Source organism: Otoolea muris (genome assembly GCF_943193115.1).
In the GTDB taxonomy this organism is placed as follows: domain Bacteria; phylum Bacillota; class Clostridia; order Lachnospirales; family Lachnospiraceae; genus Otoolea; species Otoolea muris.
Map to the genome: position 1 here is coordinate 181,613 of NZ_CALPCY010000003.1, position 18,415 is coordinate 200,027.

Below are 18,415 nucleotides of genomic sequence, written 5' to 3' on the forward strand. Positions count from 1 at the left end.
GCCGCCGTCGCCAGCTCCTGTATCCAACGGAACCCCGCTCCCGCTCGGAGAAAAGCGCAGCGGGAGCGGGGTTCCGTTGGATACAGGAGCTGGCGACGGCGGCCTCCCCACGATAAACAATCGTCCGCTTAACTAAACCCCATTGGTTCAGATAATCTCTGAACGGTTACGGCATACGGCCATTTAGAATCGCTTCGCGATGGGCCGTATGCCCGCGGCCACTACACTTTCATACGGTCAGCGCAAGCATTGCGCAGACCTGTCTGAACCGTCACTCATGTATACAAAAAATCCCCTTGCTTATTTTGGAATTTGTATTATAATACTACATGTAGTTTTCGGACACAAATCAAATACAAGATAGCGGAGGCAAACATGAATATCATCAAGCGAAGCGGTATGGAAACTCCTTTTGACGCCATTAAAATAAAGGAGGCCGTAACGAAAGCAAACGCCACAGTTCACGAGGCAGACCGCCTTTCTGAGGCCCAGATCAAGGCAGTTACCGAGCAGGTGACGGAACTTTGCATTCAGATGAAACGCAGCCCCAGCGTAGAGGAGATCCAGGATCTTGTAGAGGAGGAGATCATGAAGCAGGACGCCTATAAGGTCGCGTCCAATTATATCACCTACCGCTACAAGCGCGAGCTGATCCGCAAGTCCAACTCCACGGACAAGCAGATCCTTTCCCTGCTCGAGTGCAACAATGAGGAGGTTCTCCAGGAAAACTCCAATAAAAATCCGGTTGTGAACAGTGTGCAGCGGGATTATATGGCCGGCGAGGTCAGCAAGGATATTACAAAGCGTTTCCTGCTTCCCCAGGATATCGTGGAAGCCCATGAAAAGGGCATTATCCATTTCCACGACGCGGATTACTTTGCGCAGCACATGCATAACTGCTGTCTGGTCAATTTAGAAGATATGCTGCAGAACGGCACGATTATAAGCGAAACCATGATCGAGCGCCCGCACAGCTTTTCCACAGCGTGCAACATCGCGACGCAGGCGATCGCCCAGATCGCCAGTTCCCAGTACGGCGGGCAGAGCATCACGCTCTCCCACATCGCCCCCTTTGTGCAGGTGAGCCGTGAGAAATTCCGCCGCGAGGTCCGCCAGGAGCTTGAGGCGCAGAACCTCCCGGCCAATGATGAGACGGTCGCCAGTATGGCTGAGATGCGCGTCAAGCGCGAGATCGTGCAGGGTGTCCAGATGATCCAGTACCAGGTAATCACACTGATGACCACAAACGGCCAGGCGCCCTTTGTCACCGTATTTATGTATTTAAACGAAGTACCCGAGGGACAGACCCGGGACGATCTGGCCCTGATTATTGAGGAGATGCTGCGCCAGCGGATCCAGGGCGTTAAAAATGAAGCCGGCGTGTATATCACTCCCGCCTTCCCCAAGCTGATTTATGTCCTGGAGGAGGACAACATCCGCGAGGGAAGCCGCTACTGGGAGCTCACGAAGCTGGCCGCGAAGTGTACCGCCAGACGCCTCGTCCCGGACTATATTTCCGAGAAAATCATGAAGGAATTAAAGGACGGAAACTGCTATCCCTGCATGGGCTGCCGCTCCTTCCTCACCGTATACCGCGAGCCGGACGGGCAGCCGAAGTTTTACGGGCGCTTTAACCAGGGCGTTGTGACCATCAATCTCGTGGACGCCGCCTGCTCCTCCGGGCAGGATATGGACAAATTCTGGGAGATATTGGAGGAGCGCCTCAACCTGTGCCACCGCGCCCTGATGTGCCGCCACAACCGCTTAAAGGGCACGCCCTCGGATGTGGCTCCCATCCTGTGGCAGAACGGCGCGCTGGCCCGCTTAAAGAAGGGAGAGACCATTGACAGCCTGCTCTACGGCGGTTACTCCACGATCTCCCTCGGGTATGCCGGCCTGTGCGAATGCGTCCGCTATATGACAGGCTGCTCCCACACGAACCCGGAGGCCACGCCCTTTGCCCTGGAGATTATGAATCACCTGAATGATTCCTGCAAAAAATGGGCGGCGGAGTCCAATATTGCTTTCAGCCTCTATGGGACGCCGCTGGAATCCACGACCTATAAGTTTGCCAAATGCCTTCAGGACCGCTTTGGAGTCATTCCGGGCGTGACGGATAAGAATTACATCACCAACAGCTACCACATCCATGTGACAGAGCCGATCAACGCGTTTGACAAGCTGACCTTTGAGGCGCAGTTCCAGAAGCTCTCCCCGGGCGGCGCGATCAGCTACGTGGAAGTTCCGAATATGCAGGACAACATCGAGGCCGTCCTGGCCGTCATGCAGCATATTTATGATCACATCATGTACGCGGAGCTCAACACCAAGAGCGACTACTGCCAGTGCTGCGGCTATGACGGCGAGATACGCATCATTGAGGACGACCACAATAAGCTGATCTGGGAGTGCCCAAAATGCGGCAACCGGGATCAGGAAAAGATGAATGTGGCCAGGCGCACCTGCGGCTACATCGGAACCCAGTTCTGGAATCAGGGACGCACACAGGAGATACGGGAGCGGGTGCTGCACCTTTAAGCTTCCGGCCCCGGAAAGGATGGGACACAGATGAAATATGCGGATATAAAATATTGCGACATTGCGAACGGCCTCGGCGTCCGTACCAGCCTTTTTGTATCCGGCTGCACCCACCGCTGTAAGGGCTGTTTCAATGAAATTGCCTGGGATTTTGATTACGGCGCGGAATTTACCGAAGAGACGATACAGGCGCTCCTTGACTCCTGCAGGCCCCCCTATATACGCGGGCTCTCGCTCCTGGGCGGCGAGCCCATGGAGCCTGTCAACCAGCGGGCGCTCCTGCCGCTCCTTCTGCGCTTTAAGGAGGAGTTCCCGCAAAAGGATATCTGGTGCTATACAGGCTATACGTACGAAACAGACCTCAAAAACCCCGAAGGCAGGGCCAGATGCGAGGTCACGGACGCATTCCTAAACTGCGTCGATATCCTCGTAGACGGCGAATTCGACCAGGAGCAGTACGACATCAGCCTCAAATTCCGCGGAAGCACGAACCAGCGCGTCCTCCAGTTAAAAAAAGAAGGCTGCCCCGAGCTCTTTTGAAGCGTTTCCCTGGAAATACGGGCGGCTGGCGGCGTTTTTGCCGGATAAAAACCGCGGCGTCAACCAATACCTGATTGACGCCACGGTTTTTTTATCCACTTTAATCTAATACAATCTCATATTTTTCCACATCCAGCAGAACCGCCCCGTCCGACTCAAACGTGATGCCATCCGCCTCCTGCGGCGTGTACAGGCATGCGCTCATCACCTGCTCCCCGTCGTTGATAAACACCTCCACGGAAAACCGATCCATCACAATCCGCAGCTTCAGCCTTCCGCCCTGATCCCGCACCGGCGCTTTGCGGCTTGAAACGATGTTATAGCGGTAGCCGGAATCCGTCCGGTCAAGGCAGACCGTGTTCTCGCGCGGATCAAAGATGATCGCCGTCCTGTAGGACTCATTCTCCGCGATATGGACAGCGACAGAGCGCGGCAGCTCCTCTCCGTCCGGAACACGAAACTCAGCGGTCATGTCGAGAACGCGCCCTTCGACACCGGGAAACTTTGTCCTCCCCTCAAGCCGCGCCCCCTTGTGCACAACCGGGTTGGCGCGGCGGGAAAGGAGCTCCCGGACGGGCGTCTGGATCAGATGCCCGTCCACAAGGGACAGCTCCCTGGGAAGCGTCATCATGCCCGCCCACTTTGTCCCATGGGGATGAAAATGGCTGGTCTCCCAGGACTGCATCCAGGCGATCATAATCCGCCGCCCGTCCGGCGCTTCTAACGTCTGGGGGGCGTAGAAATCCAGGCCGTAATCCACTGCCGCAATCTCCTCCCGGGTAAAGGAATGCGCCGTCTTATCATAGCTTCCGATCAGGCAGATAACGTCGTTTCCGTTGTGAAACGTAAGGCCCTCCGCGCGCATCTCCTGGGGCGAAACGAGCATCACCCCTTTTCCCGCGAGCTCAAACAAATCCGGGCATTCCCACATCCGCCCATGCTTATTTCCCGAGCGGTCGAGCATGGATACATAGCTCCACTGAAATCCGTCCGGGCTGGTAAACAAAAGCACCGCGCCGCTGCCGTCCTCTGTCCTGTTCCCGACTACCGCATAATAGCAGCCCTCTTCCCTGTCCCACCACAGCTTCGGATCGCGGAAATCAGACGCGCTGCACCCCTCTGGCAGCATTTCGGCGGAGATAACCGGGTTGTTCTCATATTTGACATACTCCACCCCGTCTCCGTAAGCCATGCACTGGGTCTGGCGGCACTGCGGCGAATTATCCTTTCCCCGGACGCCTGTATACATGATCAGATGCCTGCCGTCCGGCGTCTGCGCCGCGCTTCCCGAAAAACAGCCCTGCCCGTCGTACTCCTGATCCGGCGCAAGGGAAGCCGGCAGACGCTCCCATTGGAGCAAATCCGTACTTTTCACATGCCCCCAGTGCATGGGGCCCCAATTGATGTCATACGGATGATACTGGTAGAACAGATGATACTCCCCTTTGTAAACCGAAAATCCGTTGGGGTCGTTCAGCCAGCCCACCGCAGGCGTAACATGGAACAGAGGGCGCTCCTGGGGGCTTATCTGATCTCCGTATTTCGTTTCATAGCTTCTTGCCTCAGTCAGTTTACTGCTCTTCATGTTATTACCTCGATTCATAACTTTCCTTTCCCTTGCGCCTTAGGCGCCTTAATGTTCATTTTGGAACCGGTTCCACATACGCGGCCACCCCGTTTTACAGGGTGGTCTCGCCCGGAATCAGGGAAACCGGCAGCTTAATCTTCTTATTCTTCAGAGGCTTTCCGTCAATTAAGTCAACCACCAGTTTCACAGCCTCCCTTGCCAGCCGCTCGATCGGCTGCGCAATGATGGTGACGCGCGGGCGTATCAGCCTCACTCCGTTCGTTCCGTCATACGACACCAGCTTAAGCTCCTCCGGAATGCGCTTTTTGCGGGCTCCCGCCCACTGGTGCACAGCCATAACCGTGAGATCCGTGGCAAATATCCCGTCCACATCCGGGTACGCCTCAAATATCTCATCCGCCACCTTCTGATAATAGCTGTAGTCTGACAGATGCCACTTGATATAGAAGGGACTGCACCGGATCCCCGCGCCGCTCAGAACATCCTTAAAGATTCTATGGCGCTCGCTCGACGGCGTCGCGACCTTATCCTCTCCCCGGACACCCATAAGCTGGACCACATGCCGGCATCCGGAGCGGATCATCTCCGCCGCTGCCATAAGCCCTCCTGACTCGTGGTCAGACGATACACAGGGGATATGTTCCCCCAGATCCCGGTCCATCGCCACAATCGGCATATCCACATCCGCGTATAAGGTGACATCCAGCGCTGTGTGCGCTCCGAAAATAATCCCGTCCACTCTCTGCTGTTTGAGCATCTCTAAGTATCGGCGCTCATAGTTTTGTTCGTAATACGTATTGCAGATCATGGTCTGATAGCCCATCTCGCACAGCACCGACTCCGAAGCGCTGACAAACTGCGCAAAAAACGGATGCGCCATCTCCGGCACAATCACAGCCACAATCCCGCTTTTGCGGAAAAACAGATTCCTCGCTCTCTCATTCGGGGTATAATTCAGAGTCTCAATCGAGGCCTGAATCTTTTTTCTGGTCTCATCCTTGACATAGCCCTTACCGCTCAGCACGCGCGAAACGGTCCCTACTCCTACATTCGCATGCTTTGCAACATCCTGAATTGTAACCATAATACCTAAAACCTAAATCCCAAACCGCCGCCGCAGGCAGGATATCCCCTCCTGCTCCAGCCTCCATATACAGGCCAGCCTGTCTGAAACAAGCTCTGGTAAACCATGCTATCCAGTTTACTTCGTTTTTCGGCATTTGTCAATCAGCCCTTGATACCGGAAGAAGCGATTCCTTCAATATAATACTTCTGCATGAAAATGAACATTACCAGCATCGGAATCGCGGATACCACCAGAGCCGCCATGATCGCGCTGTAGTGGATCGGCTGCGTTCCGAAGAAGACCTGGATCGCGAGCTGGATGGTACGCTTGCTCTCGCCTGTCATAACCAGGAACGGCCACATAAAGTCATTCCAGTGCGCCACGAAATCAAGGATAAACACAGTCGCATACACCGTCTTGGAAATCGGCATAACTACGGTAAAGAAGGTGCGGATCGGGCTGCTGCCGTCGATGGACGCCGCCTCCAGGAGCTCATCCGGAATATCGCAGAAGAACTGGCGGAACATATAAATCGAGAAACACTTGGCGATAAAGGGCACCACCAGGGCCGGGAGCTTATTCACCCAGCCGATCTGGGACATTTCAATGTAAAGCGGCAGCATGATTGCTTCCATGGGCATTACCATCAGCGCAACGATAAAGCTGAGCATCAGGCCCCGGCCTTTGAAATCAAATTTTGCCAGCGCATAGCCGCAGATCGAGTTGAGCAGAAGGTCAAACACCAGAATCAGCGCAATGTAGACGAGCGTATTTTTAAATACCTGCGCCATGTTAAGGCGTGAGAACACCTCTGCAAAGTTATTTAAGGATGCGTCAACCGGAATAAAGGTGGCGATGGAGTTCATATTTGCAAAGATCTCCGCCTCCGGCTTCAGTGACGCGGATATCATCCAGATTAAAGGAGATACAAAAATGATACCAATGATGATATTTCCCGCATAGAATAAAAATTTAGTCAGGAATTTCGACGCTTTCATAGAACCTGTCATTTTCTTATCCTCCTTTCTTAATCCGTAGCCGCAATCAGCTTCTTCATGGACAGGGACATCACAACTACGATGATGAAGAACACGGTTGCCACCGCGCACGCGTAGCCGAAGTTACCCTGCTGGAAGCCCTGGGTATAAATGTAATAAACCAGTGTCTTTGTGCTGTTCTTCGGGCCGCCCTGCGTCATAACGTACGGCTGTGTGAACAGCTTCATAGCCTGAATCATGGTGATCATGACCACGTACTTGATAGTTCCCTTAAGGCCCGGCAGCGTGATATAGAGGAACTGCTGCACCTTGGTGGCCCCGTCCACGGACGCCGCCTCATACTGATCCCTGGGAATCCCCTGAAGGCCGGCCAGGAAAATCATCATCTGATAACCGGCGCCCTGCCAGCCCGACATGAAGATAATCGCATTCATCGCCGTTTTCGGGTTACTCAAAAAGTTGATCGGCTCCAGCCCGATACTCACCAGAAGCGAGTTGATAAGGCCCGTATTCGGATTGGAGTTGTAAAGCACGGTCCACAGAATCGAGATAACAACCATAGAGGTAAGCTGCGGACTGAAATACATGGTACGGAAAATGGCTACCCCGCGAAACTTGGAGGAAACCAGCATGGCCAGCGCCAATGCCAGAACACACTGGAACGGAACAACCAGAACCGTAAAGTAAACCGTATTCTTGAGCGACAGCCAGAAATTTTCGTCGGTAAACAGCTTCGTATAATTCTGCAGGCCGATAAACTTAATGTTATCCGGCCTTACAATCTGATATTGAAACAGAGAATAGCGGATGGTATATACAATCGGCACCACCAGAAATGCAATCAGCAAAAACATGGCAGGCAGGCTGAATACATAAGCGGCGACGCGCTCATTTTTCTTTCTCCCCGGCAGACTGGCCTTATTCGACATATTTTTCCCCTCTTTCTTTTGGCCTCTTGTGCGTGCTTCCCATATACCGGACAAGCTGTACACAAGGCCCCATTTTGTTAAAATCAACCGTTCAGACGCCGCGGCGGCCGGCAAAAACCTGCCGCACAAAACGCCGTTTCCTGATAAGAAAAGAGCCGCACCGCATCGCGGGTGCGGCTCTCTTTTCCGTCCGGCCTTCCCTGCGCCTGAAACGCAGGGGATGAGCCGGACAAACACCTCATTTAACATAACAGTTCAGACGGCGGGGAATGTGAAGGAAATTTTGGCGTTAAGCTTGCTTAAAAGCCAAAATTTTCTCCAGATTCCACATTGGATGGACATCCGATGCTTTTTGTCCGGCGCAGACGGGCAAGAAGATGCCCCTTCTGAACTGTTACCATTTAACTGCAGCAGCTCCCAATGTTCCGCTGTTACTCCCCTTTACTGGGCATAATACATATCGTAATCTTCCTTAAATGCCTCCGCTACAGCGTCCAGCTCAGACTGGATCTCCGCGGTATCCACCGTATGGGAGGAAGCGGCCACTGAGAAGATATTTGTCATAGACTCCGCAAATTTTGTGGAGAATACAGAATAGGATGGCGTTCTCGGACGGGGAACAGCCGTGTTCTGAAGCTGCTCCACGAACAGGGCGCGGGCGCCTTCCTTGTACTCAGCCATAGCCTCCGTCTCATAAGAGGAAGTGCGGGTAGCCGGCTTCGCAACTGCCGCTGCATAGGTAGCCACATTGTCCGTGCTCATCAGCCACTGGAGGAACTCTCCCGCTGCCTCTACGTTCTTGCAATCCTTGCTGACCGCTGCAGACCAGTCGCCGCACGGGGAAACGGCCTTTTTAGTCTTATCCGATACCGGATAGTAAGTTACGCCCCACTCAAAATCAGCGCTTCCCTCTAAGATTGCCACATCCCAGGAGCCGCCCAGCATGGTCGCGCAGGCGCCGTTTAAGAACTCATCCTGGATCGGGTCAATATTGGCATAGCCGTTTGCAATCAGGTTGGCAAGGTACTCGGCGGTCTCCACACACTCGCTGCTGTTGACATATCCGTCAGCCTGGGAACCGTCCTCGCTGACGAAATCCTTGCCGTTGGAGATGAACATGGGCTCCAGCGCATACGGAAGTCCCTCGCCGTGATCCATGATGATGTGGGTTCCCACATAATCCGCTGTGGTACATTTCTCAGCAATCTCCGCCAGCTCGGACCAGGTCAGCGGGTTATCCAGCGTGCGGGACTCGATGTCCGCCACGTCCACGCCGCAGGCGCTTAAATAATCCTTATTATAATACAGGGCCACCGATGATTCCGTCGCGGAGATGGCGTACAGCTCCCCGTCATATGTACACTGGGCTACCGTTGAAGCCGCAAAATCAGAGAGGTCTTCCTCGCTGAAGAACTGCGTGATCGGTACGATAATGCCGTTGCCTGCGTAATAAGATACCGCCGGGCCGTCTACGAAAAAGATGTCCGGAAGATCGTTGGACGTAACGGCTGTGGTAATCTTATTCTCATACGCATAGGAGTCGGAACGGTCAATCGCCTCACGGCTTACCTGAATCTCCGGGTGCTCTGCGTTCCACTCGCCAATCTTCTCCACCCACCATTTCTCCACGGCTTCTTTATCCGTCGGACTCCATATGGATAAGCTGACGCCTCCCTCCTGAGCTGCCGGGGCGTCTGAACCGCCGCTCTCAGCCGGCTGGGCGCTGCCGCCGCCACCGCCGCAGGCTGTCAGTGATAAAGCCATCGCAGATGCCAGAACCAAGCTGGCTGCTTTGTTTTTCTTCATATCATTTTCCTCCTTAAACTTGTTATATGGAACCCGTTCCATATACTTCATTTTTTACCACAGGACGCCTCCTGTGGTTTTGTTCCGGGTTTGTGGAACCCGTTCCATGTCTGTGGCTATATATTAGCACTTTCTCCGAATTTTGTCCATAGCTTTTCATAAATTTCTGCGCCAAAATGCAAAGAATGTGAAATGTATATAATTTTATCGTGAAATTTTTGTGCACTTTTTCTAATTCCAGCGGAAACGACGGCTGCTGTTCGCACGCAATATCATAAGTGGAAGCAGGGTTCCTTATGGATACAGGATCTGGCGCTGGCGGCCTTCCCACGATAAACAAAATCCTGCAATCGTCCGCTTAACATAAGTACATTGTTTTGTGGACAGTAACCGCAGCGGTATCAGTTCAGATAGGTCTGCGCACCTGCTGCGCTGACCGTACGAATGTGTAGCGGCCGTATGCCGTAACCGTTCAGAGGTTATCTCAACGGTTATCCGCAGCGATCCATTCGTACAATTCCCTGTTCAGACCATATTGCGGCAATCCCTGAGCTATGATAGAATAGATTTGATTTCCGCGGGCAGCCGGCGACACGTTCATTTTCATTCAGATGATGCAGAATGATTTTTAAAAAACGCTGTGCCAGTCTGCCGGGCGGAGGATTGTAACAATTTAAGAAATGAAAGGAACAAAACCCATGAAGTCGATCAAGTCAAAAATTCTGGTTAGCATGCTGTCCGTCGTCCTGATTGGTTCGATTTTGATTGGCACAATCACCGCCCTGCTGAATGCGGGCGGCATCGATGCCCTGATGGAAAAAACCCTGGGGCCTGCCACGCAGATAGCTGCGGACGCGGTCCGCTGGCGGATGGATAACTACTGGACAGCGCTTTCCGAGGCGGCGGCCTCTGAAGTATTCCGCGAATCGGAGCCCACGGATCCAAATCTGAGCCCGATCCGGGACGACATCGCGGCCCGCAACGGATTCCTCTATGTCGGAAAGATGGATGCGAACGGTTTCGCCTCCACTGGCATCAGCTATGGCGGCGAGGACTATTTCCAGGCGTGCAGGACATCCATGCAGCCCTATATTTCCAATATCATGAGCGATGGCCAGCAGATGATCTTTCTGCTTGAAGTACCGATCCTGACCGACGGCCGCTTTGAAGGGGTGGTCTATGGCGGTATCAGCGCCGACTTTTTGACGGATATTGTGGTTAATCTGGCCATGGGAAATGACAGCGTGGCTTATATCCTGGATCAGAGGGGCAATGTCATCGGCCACCGGGAGCGCTCGGTCGTGGAGGAAGGCTCCAATATGATTGAGGCCGCGAAAACCGACCCCGGCGTTGCGGATGTGGCCGCGGTCAACCAGCGCATGATCCAGGGGGAAACCGGCTTCGGCGCTTATAAGTTTTATGGCGACAATAAGCTGGTAGGCTTTGCCCCCATCGGCGGCTGTGAAAACTGGAGCCTTGCCATTGAAGCCAGCCAGCGCGAGTTTAAGTCCACCCTGGACCGCAGCATCCTTCTCACGATCCTGGTTGTGGCTCTGGTGGTAATCGCCTCTTTTCCTGTCGCGATACGAATGGCGCGTTCGATTTCCGAACCTATCCGGGCCTGCGTCGCCCGGCTGGAACGCCTCTCTGACGGCGATTTACATACACCCACCCCTGTCGTAAAGTCCAATGATGAAACGGCTGAGCTGACAAACGCCCTGGGGACAACGATCTCCCACCTGAATGATGTGGTGCAGGACGTCTCTCACCACCTGGGGCAGATGGCCCGCGGCGATTTCCGGGAAGAGATAAACCGCTCTTATTGGGGCGATTTTATTGCCATTGAGCAATCGATACGCTCCATCCACAGCGCTCTTAAGGACACGCTCCGTCAGATCCGCCAGTCTGCCGGGACAGTGGCTGCCAGCGCAGGCCAGGTGGCGGACGGGGCCCAGTCCCTGAGCCAGGGGGCCGCGGAGCAGGCCGGCGCTGTAAAGGACCTCTCCTTTACCATCGGCGAGATCGACAAAAGCGCCAGAGAGACGGCGGATGCTGTTATAGAGGCGAATCATTTCGTCGATCAGGCCGGAGCCCAGTTAGGCGTCAGCGTGGATTATGTCAAAGATCTGAATTCGGCCATGGAACAGATTTCGACCTCCTCCCGGGAAATCGGCAAAATCATTGATACCATCGAAACCATCGCCTTCCAGACCAATATTCTGGCCTTAAACGCCGCGATCGAGGCGGCGCGGGCGGGCGTTGACGGCAAGGGCTTTGCTGTGGTGGCCGACGAGGTCGGCGTTCTGGCCTCCAAATCCGATGAGGCGGCCAAGGCCACCAAGGAGCTCATTGAAGGCTCGATTGCAGCGGTCGCCGAATGCAGCCAGGCCGTAGGCAATGTAACCGACGCCCTGGACAAAACCAGCGTCTTTGCCGGAAATGTGACGGACAAAATGAGCCTCATGGTCCATGCGGTCGGGAATCAGACCAGCGCTATTTCCCAGGTTACCAGGGGCATCGACCAGATTTCCTCTGTAGTCCACGCCACCTCCGTAACCTCCGAGCGCAGCGCTGAAACATCCCGGGAGCTGTCGGACGAATCTCAGAGCATGAATTCTCTGGTACAGCAGTTCCAGTTAGAATAGCCCAGGCCCCGGCGGCCTGAGCGGCGTCAAAATCGTATCTTAAATTTAAAGAAAGCGGGGATTTCTGCATGAAATTTCTTCAGGAAGGGACACTGGCAAATTTTTTAAACCGCCTGACGGATTTAATTCTCTTAAATTTACTGTGGTTTGTGTGCTGCCTGCCCATTTTTACGATCGGCGCGTCAACCTGCGCCCTCTATGAAATCACAATGCGCTACGCCCTCTATGAGGAGCCGCCCATTATCAGAACCTTTTTTGAAACCTTCCGGCATTCCTTTAAAAAGGCGACCCTGCTGTTCCTTGCCTTCCTGGCTGCGGGACTGTTTCTTGCCCTGGATCTCTGGTGCGCCATCCTGTGGGATATACCGTTCCGATTTGTGTTTATTGTGGTCATACTGGCTGTGTTTTACTTTTATCTTGCTGTGCTCAGCCATGTTTTTCCTGTGCTCGCCTATTTTGACGCCGGCGTTAAGGAAAGTGTCCGCAGGGCCTTCCTGTTTTCTATGAAGAACGGCGTCTTCACGGTTTTTATTATGGTGATCAACCTGCTTCCTGCGCTCGCCATTGTGGCAGCCCCCGCTTATTTTGGGGAGATCCTCTTTTTGTATCTGATCCTTGGATTTTCTGTGATCTCCCTCTTAAGCTCCCTCCATTTAGTCCGCCTTTTCGATCCACAGCGCGCGGCGAAAGCCCAGCAGACAGAAGTCCGGCAGCGGCAGCTAAAAGAGGAGGACGGGGCGGGGAAGGAGGATAAAGAAGCGTAAATTTTTAGAAACTGTCCCGAAATAACTTCCCATTAATCCGCAGAATTTTTCTTCGGGAGCGCTGCTCAAAAATCAGGCGCATAGCGGGCTATGTAACTGTTTTTTGAGCAGTGATACTGTTGGCTTCCATCTGTGCCGGCGCGATGAGGTTTATCCTTTAATCCGGAACAAATGAATGAAAGGAGGCCGCGCCTCGCAGCCTGTTATTTTAATAGAGCGATATTATAAAGTCTGTCAGGGAAGCGCCTGTAGATACAACCTTTCCCGTTTCATGATCCCAAAAGACCACCAGTTTTTCCCTCAGGGAATAACAAATATAATTGCCAAAAGGATCAATTCCAAATGGAATTAAATTATTGTCATCAATGATTGAAAGGGCAGTAAATACGGAGTCTGTCTCACTTTTTCCGTCATTAAAGCATAACACAGCGCCGAAAACACGCTCATTATTACCAGCCATAAAGTTATATTTGGACGGTGTTGATGCATTTGTTTCTGAGATAAATCTTTTCAGTTCATCCGGAAAGGAAATACCGCGTTCTTTTTCAATCTTATCAAACACGGAAGCGTCCGATAAATCAATTTTATATTTCCATATTATAGCCATTTTAACCTCCTATCTGCAATCAGAACCGCCGCCCCAGATACTTCGGCCGCCAGTATGGCGGCACATACTATGTTCATCCGCGCTGACAAGCTGCATTTTACCCGAAATTTCGTTGTGATGCCAGGTTAAGCCGGAAATACGGGGCTCGCCGTTTTTGATCTGTTCAAGCTGCCTTGATGTAAAATGGCTTGCCAGATCAGGATTTATTTCAATTTGTTTTGCAAGCCGTTGTGTACAAAACCTAAATTGTTCTGTATCGAAAGCGTTCCACAAATTTTGTGGAAGCCTTGTCTCAAATTTGCTGTCAAACTGTGGAAAAACACCCTCTATTCTCTCACCGTTGAGCATAAATGAGCGTTTTTTATATTCTACATTTGTACCAGGATAGATTTGGCCGGCAAGGCCCTCGTTAATTGTAGTAATATGTCTCGGAGGCTTAACTTCGTTTTTACTTTCTTCAAATGCCTTTGCAGTATTTCTTACCTCGCTTTTGCCTTTTGAACATTCTGTGGCTTCCTTTATAGCAAATGGGGACATCACATCACCTCTTCCTTAAGAAACCGCCTCCATGTCTCGAGGTATTCAGCAGGCCTGCCATAGCGCTCAATCTGCTCACGCAAAATACATTCGAGCACAGTGTTTTGAGCAATTCTGTCAAGTCCTGCGAGGATGGAATCATTTGCATAGACAAAGGCATCCCTCCATTCTTCGACAGACCCGGCAGCATCGGCTTCTTTTTCGGCAGAAGATGTACAAACCAAATCATAAATAACTGGGCTGACTTCACTCAGAGAACAATCGCCATGAACCCGCAATGCCCGTAATGCTTTGACCTTCGTTTCTGTTAAAATATTCATACCTGTCAGAATATCGGTTAGTTCGCCTATTGTCATATCAAGCTTTTCACCTGTGGCCTTATTTAGAAGATTTTTGATAAGAATTTTTTTCTGTTCGCCTGAAGAATCAGGAACTATGCTGGTTTTCCTCCTATAGGCGCCTTCTTCTCCCCTGAATTTCTCAATCCTGCAGAGAACCGGCTTAATCCAGTCATTTTGATACACAACAGCGACACCCCTTGGAAGTTTTGCTATTTCGTCAAGCTGACTGTCTTTTAATCCGGCTGACTTCCCGGAGAGACGGCGGTCTTGTTCATCCGGCAGCCTCATGATGATTTTAGTATTTGTGTTTCTGATTGCTGAAATGTCAACAGCTCCTGGAGATTGATCGGCAATAATAAATCCTTCTCCGTAAGTTCTCATTTCAGCAATAGCATTGGAAAGCATTTCCACCGACTTGCCAGCAACTTTTCATACGCCATCTCTGTGATTTTGAAAAAGCGGACATTGTCCCGGATATTAGATTGCAGCATGCTTTTGCTCAACGGAACAATCTCCAGCCTGGATAGTTCTGTAATGTAATTTTTCAGGATCACGTCGTCAACAACTTTTAAGGCAGCCTGATACTCACTTGCGATATTTGGGTAAGCAGAAGCCGCAGCGGGTACAATTTCCTGTCTCTTCTCTGCTATTTCTCCCATTTGTCATTCCCCTTATCGCTAACAATTAATGCCACTCCAACAGCGGCAACAGCAGCGCCGCCGATCGTCAGCGCCATATGAGAAGTACAGATGCCCGCAACAACGGCAACTGAGCCGGCAACTGTTATACCCGCGCCCACTTGTTTACGTGTGATTCCGCTGGTGGAATAGATTTCTTTTCGTTCATTCCGAATCTTGTCTGCCTTATTTTTGTACAAATACCGCGCCATTCCTTTCAAAAGAGCAATTCGCTCTTTTGAAAAGCTATTGACGGCCGTAACCATCTGCCGATTAAGGTAATCCTCGTTCCAGGCGCTCACATCAAAGTCCAGTTTTTCTCCATCGTGTTCCGTATAGATATTCCCCATCTTTTCAGCCGCATGCAACTCCATTTCGTCAAATTGGGCTGCTGTCGGATCTATTAAAAGACTGTCCTTCAACATGATACGGACGCGCATCATGTTTCCTGACTGCACCGCATCCATAAATTCATTTGTTATAGCCATGCTAAATTCTCCCTATCTGTTATCTTCGTAATCTTGAACCGCCATGAGAATTGCCTCCGCGGCCTGTTCCATTTCGTGAATGTTGTAAGGTTTCCAGGCGTTATTCGATTCAACCTCAAACATAATCCTGTTGATCTTTCTTGCCTGGCTCATCAGCTCCTTCAGCGCATTATGCCGTGCGAATTCTTTTGTGGAATGAACGTTTCCTATCATCTCTTTCCATGGCCTGGCGGCAAATTCCGATGTTGATCCCCTTGAATGGAATCTCTGGCCATTTTCTTCCATTCGCCTGGTTTTCGTTTTCTTCGCTTTTGCAGCCATTACTTTGGCCACCACTTTCTTCAGATGGTTTATTCTGGCTTCGGAGAAATTCGTAACCAACTGAACCAGCTCCTCATTCATCATATCACAGTCCCATTTTAACGAGTCATTTTCAAGATAACCGCCATCATAAGGAACCAGCAAACCAGGAAGATTGTTTTTAGCATAAGATAACATTTCATCCAACTGTACAAATGTAGGATCCACTACAAAAGAATCTTTAAGCATAATTCTCACGCGCAGCAAATTTTTCTTTGATATGACTGCTTTGAATTCAGGTGATACCATACGCTGCCTGCCCTCATTAAATATCCAGAATAGATTTTGTCTTAATCTGGATTTCCTCAAGCCATTTCAGTCTGGCCTGTGATTCACGGATTCTGCGTTCAACATCTTTGCTGTCATTCGCGCAATCCTCAAGTTCCTGAAGTTTCTCTTTGAGCACGCCATCAAGTTCGGTAAATTTCTTAGAAAATTCACGCTTGATTTTCTTAGCCTGATCTTTGGCATACTCGATGGCATTATTACTATTCTCATAAAGGTGTTCCTGAATGGGAGCAAAAAAACGCTGGGCAAGCTTTGTGCCGCCAACATATTCTTTATTTTCATAAACATTTTTCCAGTGCCCTTTTTCCTGGAACCAGGTCCATGGTTTGTACCATTTTCTGTTTGTATTCTCCACCCAGACTTCATCCACTTTAACACGTTTCGTCTCAGTCAGATTGCTGATGAGAGAGGACGCATCCGTAGAAATATCTCCTGCCATTAATTCAAACGGATCGATGGCAACATTTCCGACGCTCACATCCTGAGCGAGCTCAGAAATTTTCTTTTTATACTCATCGAGTAAATCATTTGCACTCTTTTGAACATGATTCGCAATCAACTGTTCAAGTTTCACCTGTACATCTGCCTGGAGATTATCAGCAAACCGGGCAAACTGCCTGCAAAGCTCCTCTGCCTCACGCCTGCTTATCTTTGTGTCACTGGAAGAGAGCTGATCGGTGATTCTTTTCTGCGCTTCCATAATGACTTCATTTGCCAGCTTACTGATTTCGCTGTCATAGTTAATCTGCTCAATGCGGCCTTTAAAACGTTTGGCGTCCTCACCGCTTGCGAGCTTCCTTTTGATGCTTTCAATGTTTGCAAGGATTTCTCTCTGCTTGTCCTGATTTTCAGTAATCTCCTGTTTCGTAACTTCAAACGATTTTGCGCTTTCAAGACGCTTTGAAAACGTGTCAACAATATTTTTAATCTTCGCTGTCTTTGCATACTTCCTGACGTACATTTGAATCGCCATTTCAATCGGTATGATGCCGCAGTGGATTAACGCTTCTTCATAAGTGTCCCCGTTATTTCGCGCATCCGCAAGCCGGTTCTCGATTTGTCCCCGGATAGACGGCGTAAGCGGGGCGAGCGTCTCAAAATACATTTCAGGATTCCGGTTAAACTTCCTGACTTTTCCTTTCGCTTCGTACACTTCATCATCATCCTCGTCATCGCGTTCAGAAAGGATGGTTCTGATATTGAGAGCTGTGAGGGCAGACGCAGGATAAATATTTGCATTTTCAATCCCATTATCACGCAGATAGTCTCTTACCTTCGTTATGGCTGCTTCAATGCTGTCTTCACCCTTTTTGAAATCATCCAGCTTGTTCACAACAAAAATAAACCTGTCTCTGGATTGTTTTCCTCCAACTCTCATGCTGTCAGCTACGTGGCTTAATAAATTATAGTCATCATTCACCGCAAGCTGTGTTGCATTCATAATATACAGTACAATCGTCTTCGAGGATTCGGACAACATACGGTACGTCGCCGCTTTATGTTCTGGATCCCTTGAGTTATTAGGGCCAGGAGTATCTACAAGAACCAGCGCCACATCGTCGGAGGAAACAAAAGGAATATTTCCTTCGACCCTGATTCTTGAAACATCAGGATTACTGTTCAGAGAATCCATAATTTCAAAAGAAAGCTCCGGATGAGTCTGAATCAAATTGCCGTTCGTATCATAAACCTTTGCCATAAAGGAATCGCCGTCATTGTCTTTAATCTCCGTGATGGTTGCCGTACAGGCTTCCTGTTTTGCCGGCATAAGCTTTTGTCTGAGCAGCGCGTTGATCAGGGTAGATTTGCCAGCGCTCATGGTTGCGACAACATTTACTTCAAAATCGCTGCTCTTGGCCATATTAAAGGCTTTGATTACATCGGGCTGCTTAAGCTCGTCAAAAGGACCTGATTGTATCTCATCGAAAATTTCACTGATAGCAGCTTCTTTGTCTGATACTTCTTTTGCAGGTATATGCTCCAGTTCTATGTTCAGGCCGCCTTTCTCCGCTTCACGGGCCATTGCTTCAACATCCTCGTAATCGAGAATGGCGCCATGGAAAATAATTTTGAAATCACGGCTGCTGCATTCCTCAAAAAGAATTTCAGGTAATTCTTCAATCCATTCCTGAAGGCGGCGGTCGCCGAAGTTTAATCGGCTATTCTGTTTAGGCGCGGCATTATCAATTAAAATGGTTGTTTCTAAGCTGTACGGATTGTATTTAATAAAAATTTCTCTCATG

Annotated in this window: 16 protein-coding genes; 4 read left to right on the plus strand and 12 right to left on the minus strand. The window is 50.6% G+C overall.

Annotated features, from left to right (window positions below; translation table 11 throughout):
- Positions 1-375: 375 nt before the first annotated feature.
- The gene (nrdD, locus tag NFS31_RS03820; protein WP_251491791.1) at positions 376-2,538 is read left to right on the plus strand and encodes an anaerobic ribonucleoside-triphosphate reductase; all 2,163 of its coding nucleotides are present in this window, start codon (positions 376-378) and stop codon (positions 2,536-2,538) included.
- A 30-nt stretch (positions 2,539-2,568) separates the two neighbouring features.
- Positions 2,569-3,078 carry an anaerobic ribonucleoside-triphosphate reductase activating protein gene (gene nrdG / locus NFS31_RS03825; protein WP_251491793.1) on the plus strand — a complete coding sequence of 170 codons (510 nt, stop codon included), beginning with the start codon at positions 2,569-2,571 and terminating at the stop codon, positions 3,076-3,078.
- A 100-nt stretch (positions 3,079-3,178) separates the two neighbouring features.
- On the opposite strand, the gene NFS31_RS03830 is transcribed toward nrdG, so the two are convergent.
- The 5 genes from NFS31_RS03830 to NFS31_RS03850 form a co-directional block, all read right to left on the minus strand.
- Positions 3,179-4,681: a glycoside hydrolase family 32 protein gene (locus NFS31_RS03830; RefSeq protein ID WP_251491795.1), complete on the minus strand. Its 1,503-nt coding sequence runs from the start codon at positions 4,679-4,681 to the stop codon at positions 3,179-3,181.
- A 76-nt stretch (positions 4,682-4,757) separates the two neighbouring features.
- A complete protein-coding gene (locus tag NFS31_RS03835) occupies positions 4,758-5,750 on the minus strand; it encodes a LacI family DNA-binding transcriptional regulator (RefSeq protein WP_251491797.1) in 993 nt (330 codons plus the stop codon).
- 143 nt (positions 5,751-5,893) lie between these two features.
- Positions 5,894-6,742, minus strand: a complete 849-nt coding sequence (locus tag NFS31_RS03840; protein ID WP_251491799.1) for a carbohydrate ABC transporter permease — start codon at positions 6,740-6,742, stop codon at positions 5,894-5,896.
- Positions 6,743-6,759: 17 nt separating this feature from the next.
- A complete protein-coding gene (locus tag NFS31_RS03845) occupies positions 6,760-7,659 on the minus strand; it encodes a carbohydrate ABC transporter permease (RefSeq protein WP_251491801.1) in 900 nt (299 codons plus the stop codon).
- Positions 7,660-8,100: 441 nt separating this feature from the next.
- On the minus strand, positions 8,101-9,465 hold the full coding sequence (locus NFS31_RS03850; RefSeq protein WP_251491803.1) for an ABC transporter substrate-binding protein: 1,365 nt from the start codon (positions 9,463-9,465) through the stop codon (positions 8,101-8,103).
- Positions 9,466-10,163: 698 nt separating this feature from the next.
- On the opposite strand from NFS31_RS03850, the gene NFS31_RS03855 reads away from it, so the two are divergent.
- Complete coding sequence (locus tag NFS31_RS03855; RefSeq protein ID WP_251491805.1) at positions 10,164-12,110, plus strand: methyl-accepting chemotaxis protein; 1,947 nt, start codon at positions 10,164-10,166, stop codon at positions 12,108-12,110.
- A gap of 68 nt (positions 12,111-12,178) precedes the next feature.
- Complete coding sequence (locus NFS31_RS03860) at positions 12,179-12,874, plus strand: YesL family protein (protein WP_251491808.1); 696 nt, start codon at positions 12,179-12,181, stop codon at positions 12,872-12,874.
- Positions 12,875-13,082: 208 nt separating this feature from the next.
- Here NFS31_RS03860 and NFS31_RS03865 read toward each other — a convergent pair whose 3' ends face one another.
- Genes NFS31_RS03865 through NFS31_RS03895 form a run of 7 tightly spaced genes read right to left on the minus strand, consistent with a single transcriptional unit; the run spans position 13,083 to position 18,414 of the window.
- A complete protein-coding gene (locus tag NFS31_RS03865) occupies positions 13,083-13,481 on the minus strand; it encodes an SMI1/KNR4 family protein (protein ID WP_251491810.1) in 399 nt (132 codons plus the stop codon).
- A gap of 9 nt (positions 13,482-13,490) precedes the next feature.
- The gene (locus NFS31_RS03870; protein WP_251491812.1) at positions 13,491-14,018 is read right to left on the minus strand and encodes an HNH endonuclease; all 528 of its coding nucleotides are present in this window, start codon (positions 14,016-14,018) and stop codon (positions 13,491-13,493) included.
- Complete coding sequence (locus tag NFS31_RS03875; protein ID WP_251491815.1) at positions 14,018-14,764, minus strand: ATP-binding protein; 747 nt, start codon at positions 14,762-14,764, stop codon at positions 14,018-14,020. Before NFS31_RS03875 ends, NFS31_RS03870 begins: the two co-directional genes overlap by 1 nt.
- Positions 14,737-15,018 (minus strand): hypothetical protein, encoded by a 282-nt coding sequence (locus NFS31_RS03880; protein ID WP_251491818.1) that lies wholly within the window; start codon positions 15,016-15,018, stop codon positions 14,737-14,739. Before NFS31_RS03880 ends, NFS31_RS03875 begins: the two co-directional genes overlap by 28 nt.
- Positions 15,006-15,524: a hypothetical protein gene (locus tag NFS31_RS03885; protein ID WP_251491820.1), complete on the minus strand. Its 519-nt coding sequence runs from the start codon at positions 15,522-15,524 to the stop codon at positions 15,006-15,008. The genes NFS31_RS03880 and NFS31_RS03885 overlap by 13 nt, the downstream gene beginning before the upstream one ends.
- A 12-nt stretch (positions 15,525-15,536) precedes the next feature.
- Positions 15,537-16,133 (minus strand): hypothetical protein, encoded by a 597-nt coding sequence (locus NFS31_RS03890; RefSeq protein ID WP_251491822.1) that lies wholly within the window; start codon positions 16,131-16,133, stop codon positions 15,537-15,539.
- 16 nt (positions 16,134-16,149) lie between these two features.
- Complete coding sequence (locus tag NFS31_RS03895; RefSeq protein ID WP_251491824.1) at positions 16,150-18,414, minus strand: dynamin family protein; 2,265 nt, start codon at positions 18,412-18,414, stop codon at positions 16,150-16,152.
- Position 18,415: the final 1 nt, after the last annotated feature.

Coding starts and splice junctions, on each gene's coding strand:
- nrdD (WP_251491791.1), top strand. CDS start 376: ATGAATATCATCAAGCGAAGCGGTATGGAAACTCCTTTTGACGCCATT.
- nrdG (WP_251491793.1), top strand. CDS start 2,569: ATGAAATATGCGGATATAAAATATTGCGACATTGCGAACGGCCTCGGC.
- NFS31_RS03830 (WP_251491795.1), bottom strand. CDS start 4,681: ATGAATCGAGGTAATAACATGAAGAGCAGTAAACTGACTGAGGCAAGA.
- NFS31_RS03835 (WP_251491797.1), bottom strand. CDS start 5,750: ATGGTTACAATTCAGGATGTTGCAAAGCATGCGAATGTAGGAGTAGGG.
- NFS31_RS03840 (WP_251491799.1), bottom strand. CDS start 6,742: ATGACAGGTTCTATGAAAGCGTCGAAATTCCTGACTAAATTTTTATTC.
- NFS31_RS03845 (WP_251491801.1), bottom strand. CDS start 7,659: ATGTCGAATAAGGCCAGTCTGCCGGGGAGAAAGAAAAATGAGCGCGTC.
- NFS31_RS03850 (WP_251491803.1), bottom strand. CDS start 9,465: ATGAAGAAAAACAAAGCAGCCAGCTTGGTTCTGGCATCTGCGATGGCT.
- NFS31_RS03855 (WP_251491805.1), top strand. CDS start 10,164: ATGAAGTCGATCAAGTCAAAAATTCTGGTTAGCATGCTGTCCGTCGTC.
- NFS31_RS03860 (WP_251491808.1), top strand. CDS start 12,179: ATGAAATTTCTTCAGGAAGGGACACTGGCAAATTTTTTAAACCGCCTG.
- NFS31_RS03865 (WP_251491810.1), bottom strand. CDS start 13,481: ATGGCTATAATATGGAAATATAAAATTGATTTATCGGACGCTTCCGTG.
- NFS31_RS03870 (WP_251491812.1), bottom strand. CDS start 14,018: ATGTCCCCATTTGCTATAAAGGAAGCCACAGAATGTTCAAAAGGCAAA.
- NFS31_RS03875 (WP_251491815.1), bottom strand. CDS start 14,764: ATGCTTTCCAATGCTATTGCTGAAATGAGAACTTACGGAGAAGGATTT.
- NFS31_RS03880 (WP_251491818.1), bottom strand. CDS start 15,018: ATGGGAGAAATAGCAGAGAAGAGACAGGAAATTGTACCCGCTGCGGCT.
- NFS31_RS03885 (WP_251491820.1), bottom strand. CDS start 15,524: ATGGCTATAACAAATGAATTTATGGATGCGGTGCAGTCAGGAAACATG.
- NFS31_RS03890 (WP_251491822.1), bottom strand. CDS start 16,133: ATGGTATCACCTGAATTCAAAGCAGTCATATCAAAGAAAAATTTGCTG.
- NFS31_RS03895 (WP_251491824.1), bottom strand. CDS start 18,414: ATGAGAGAAATTTTTATTAAATACAATCCGTACAGCTTAGAAACAACC.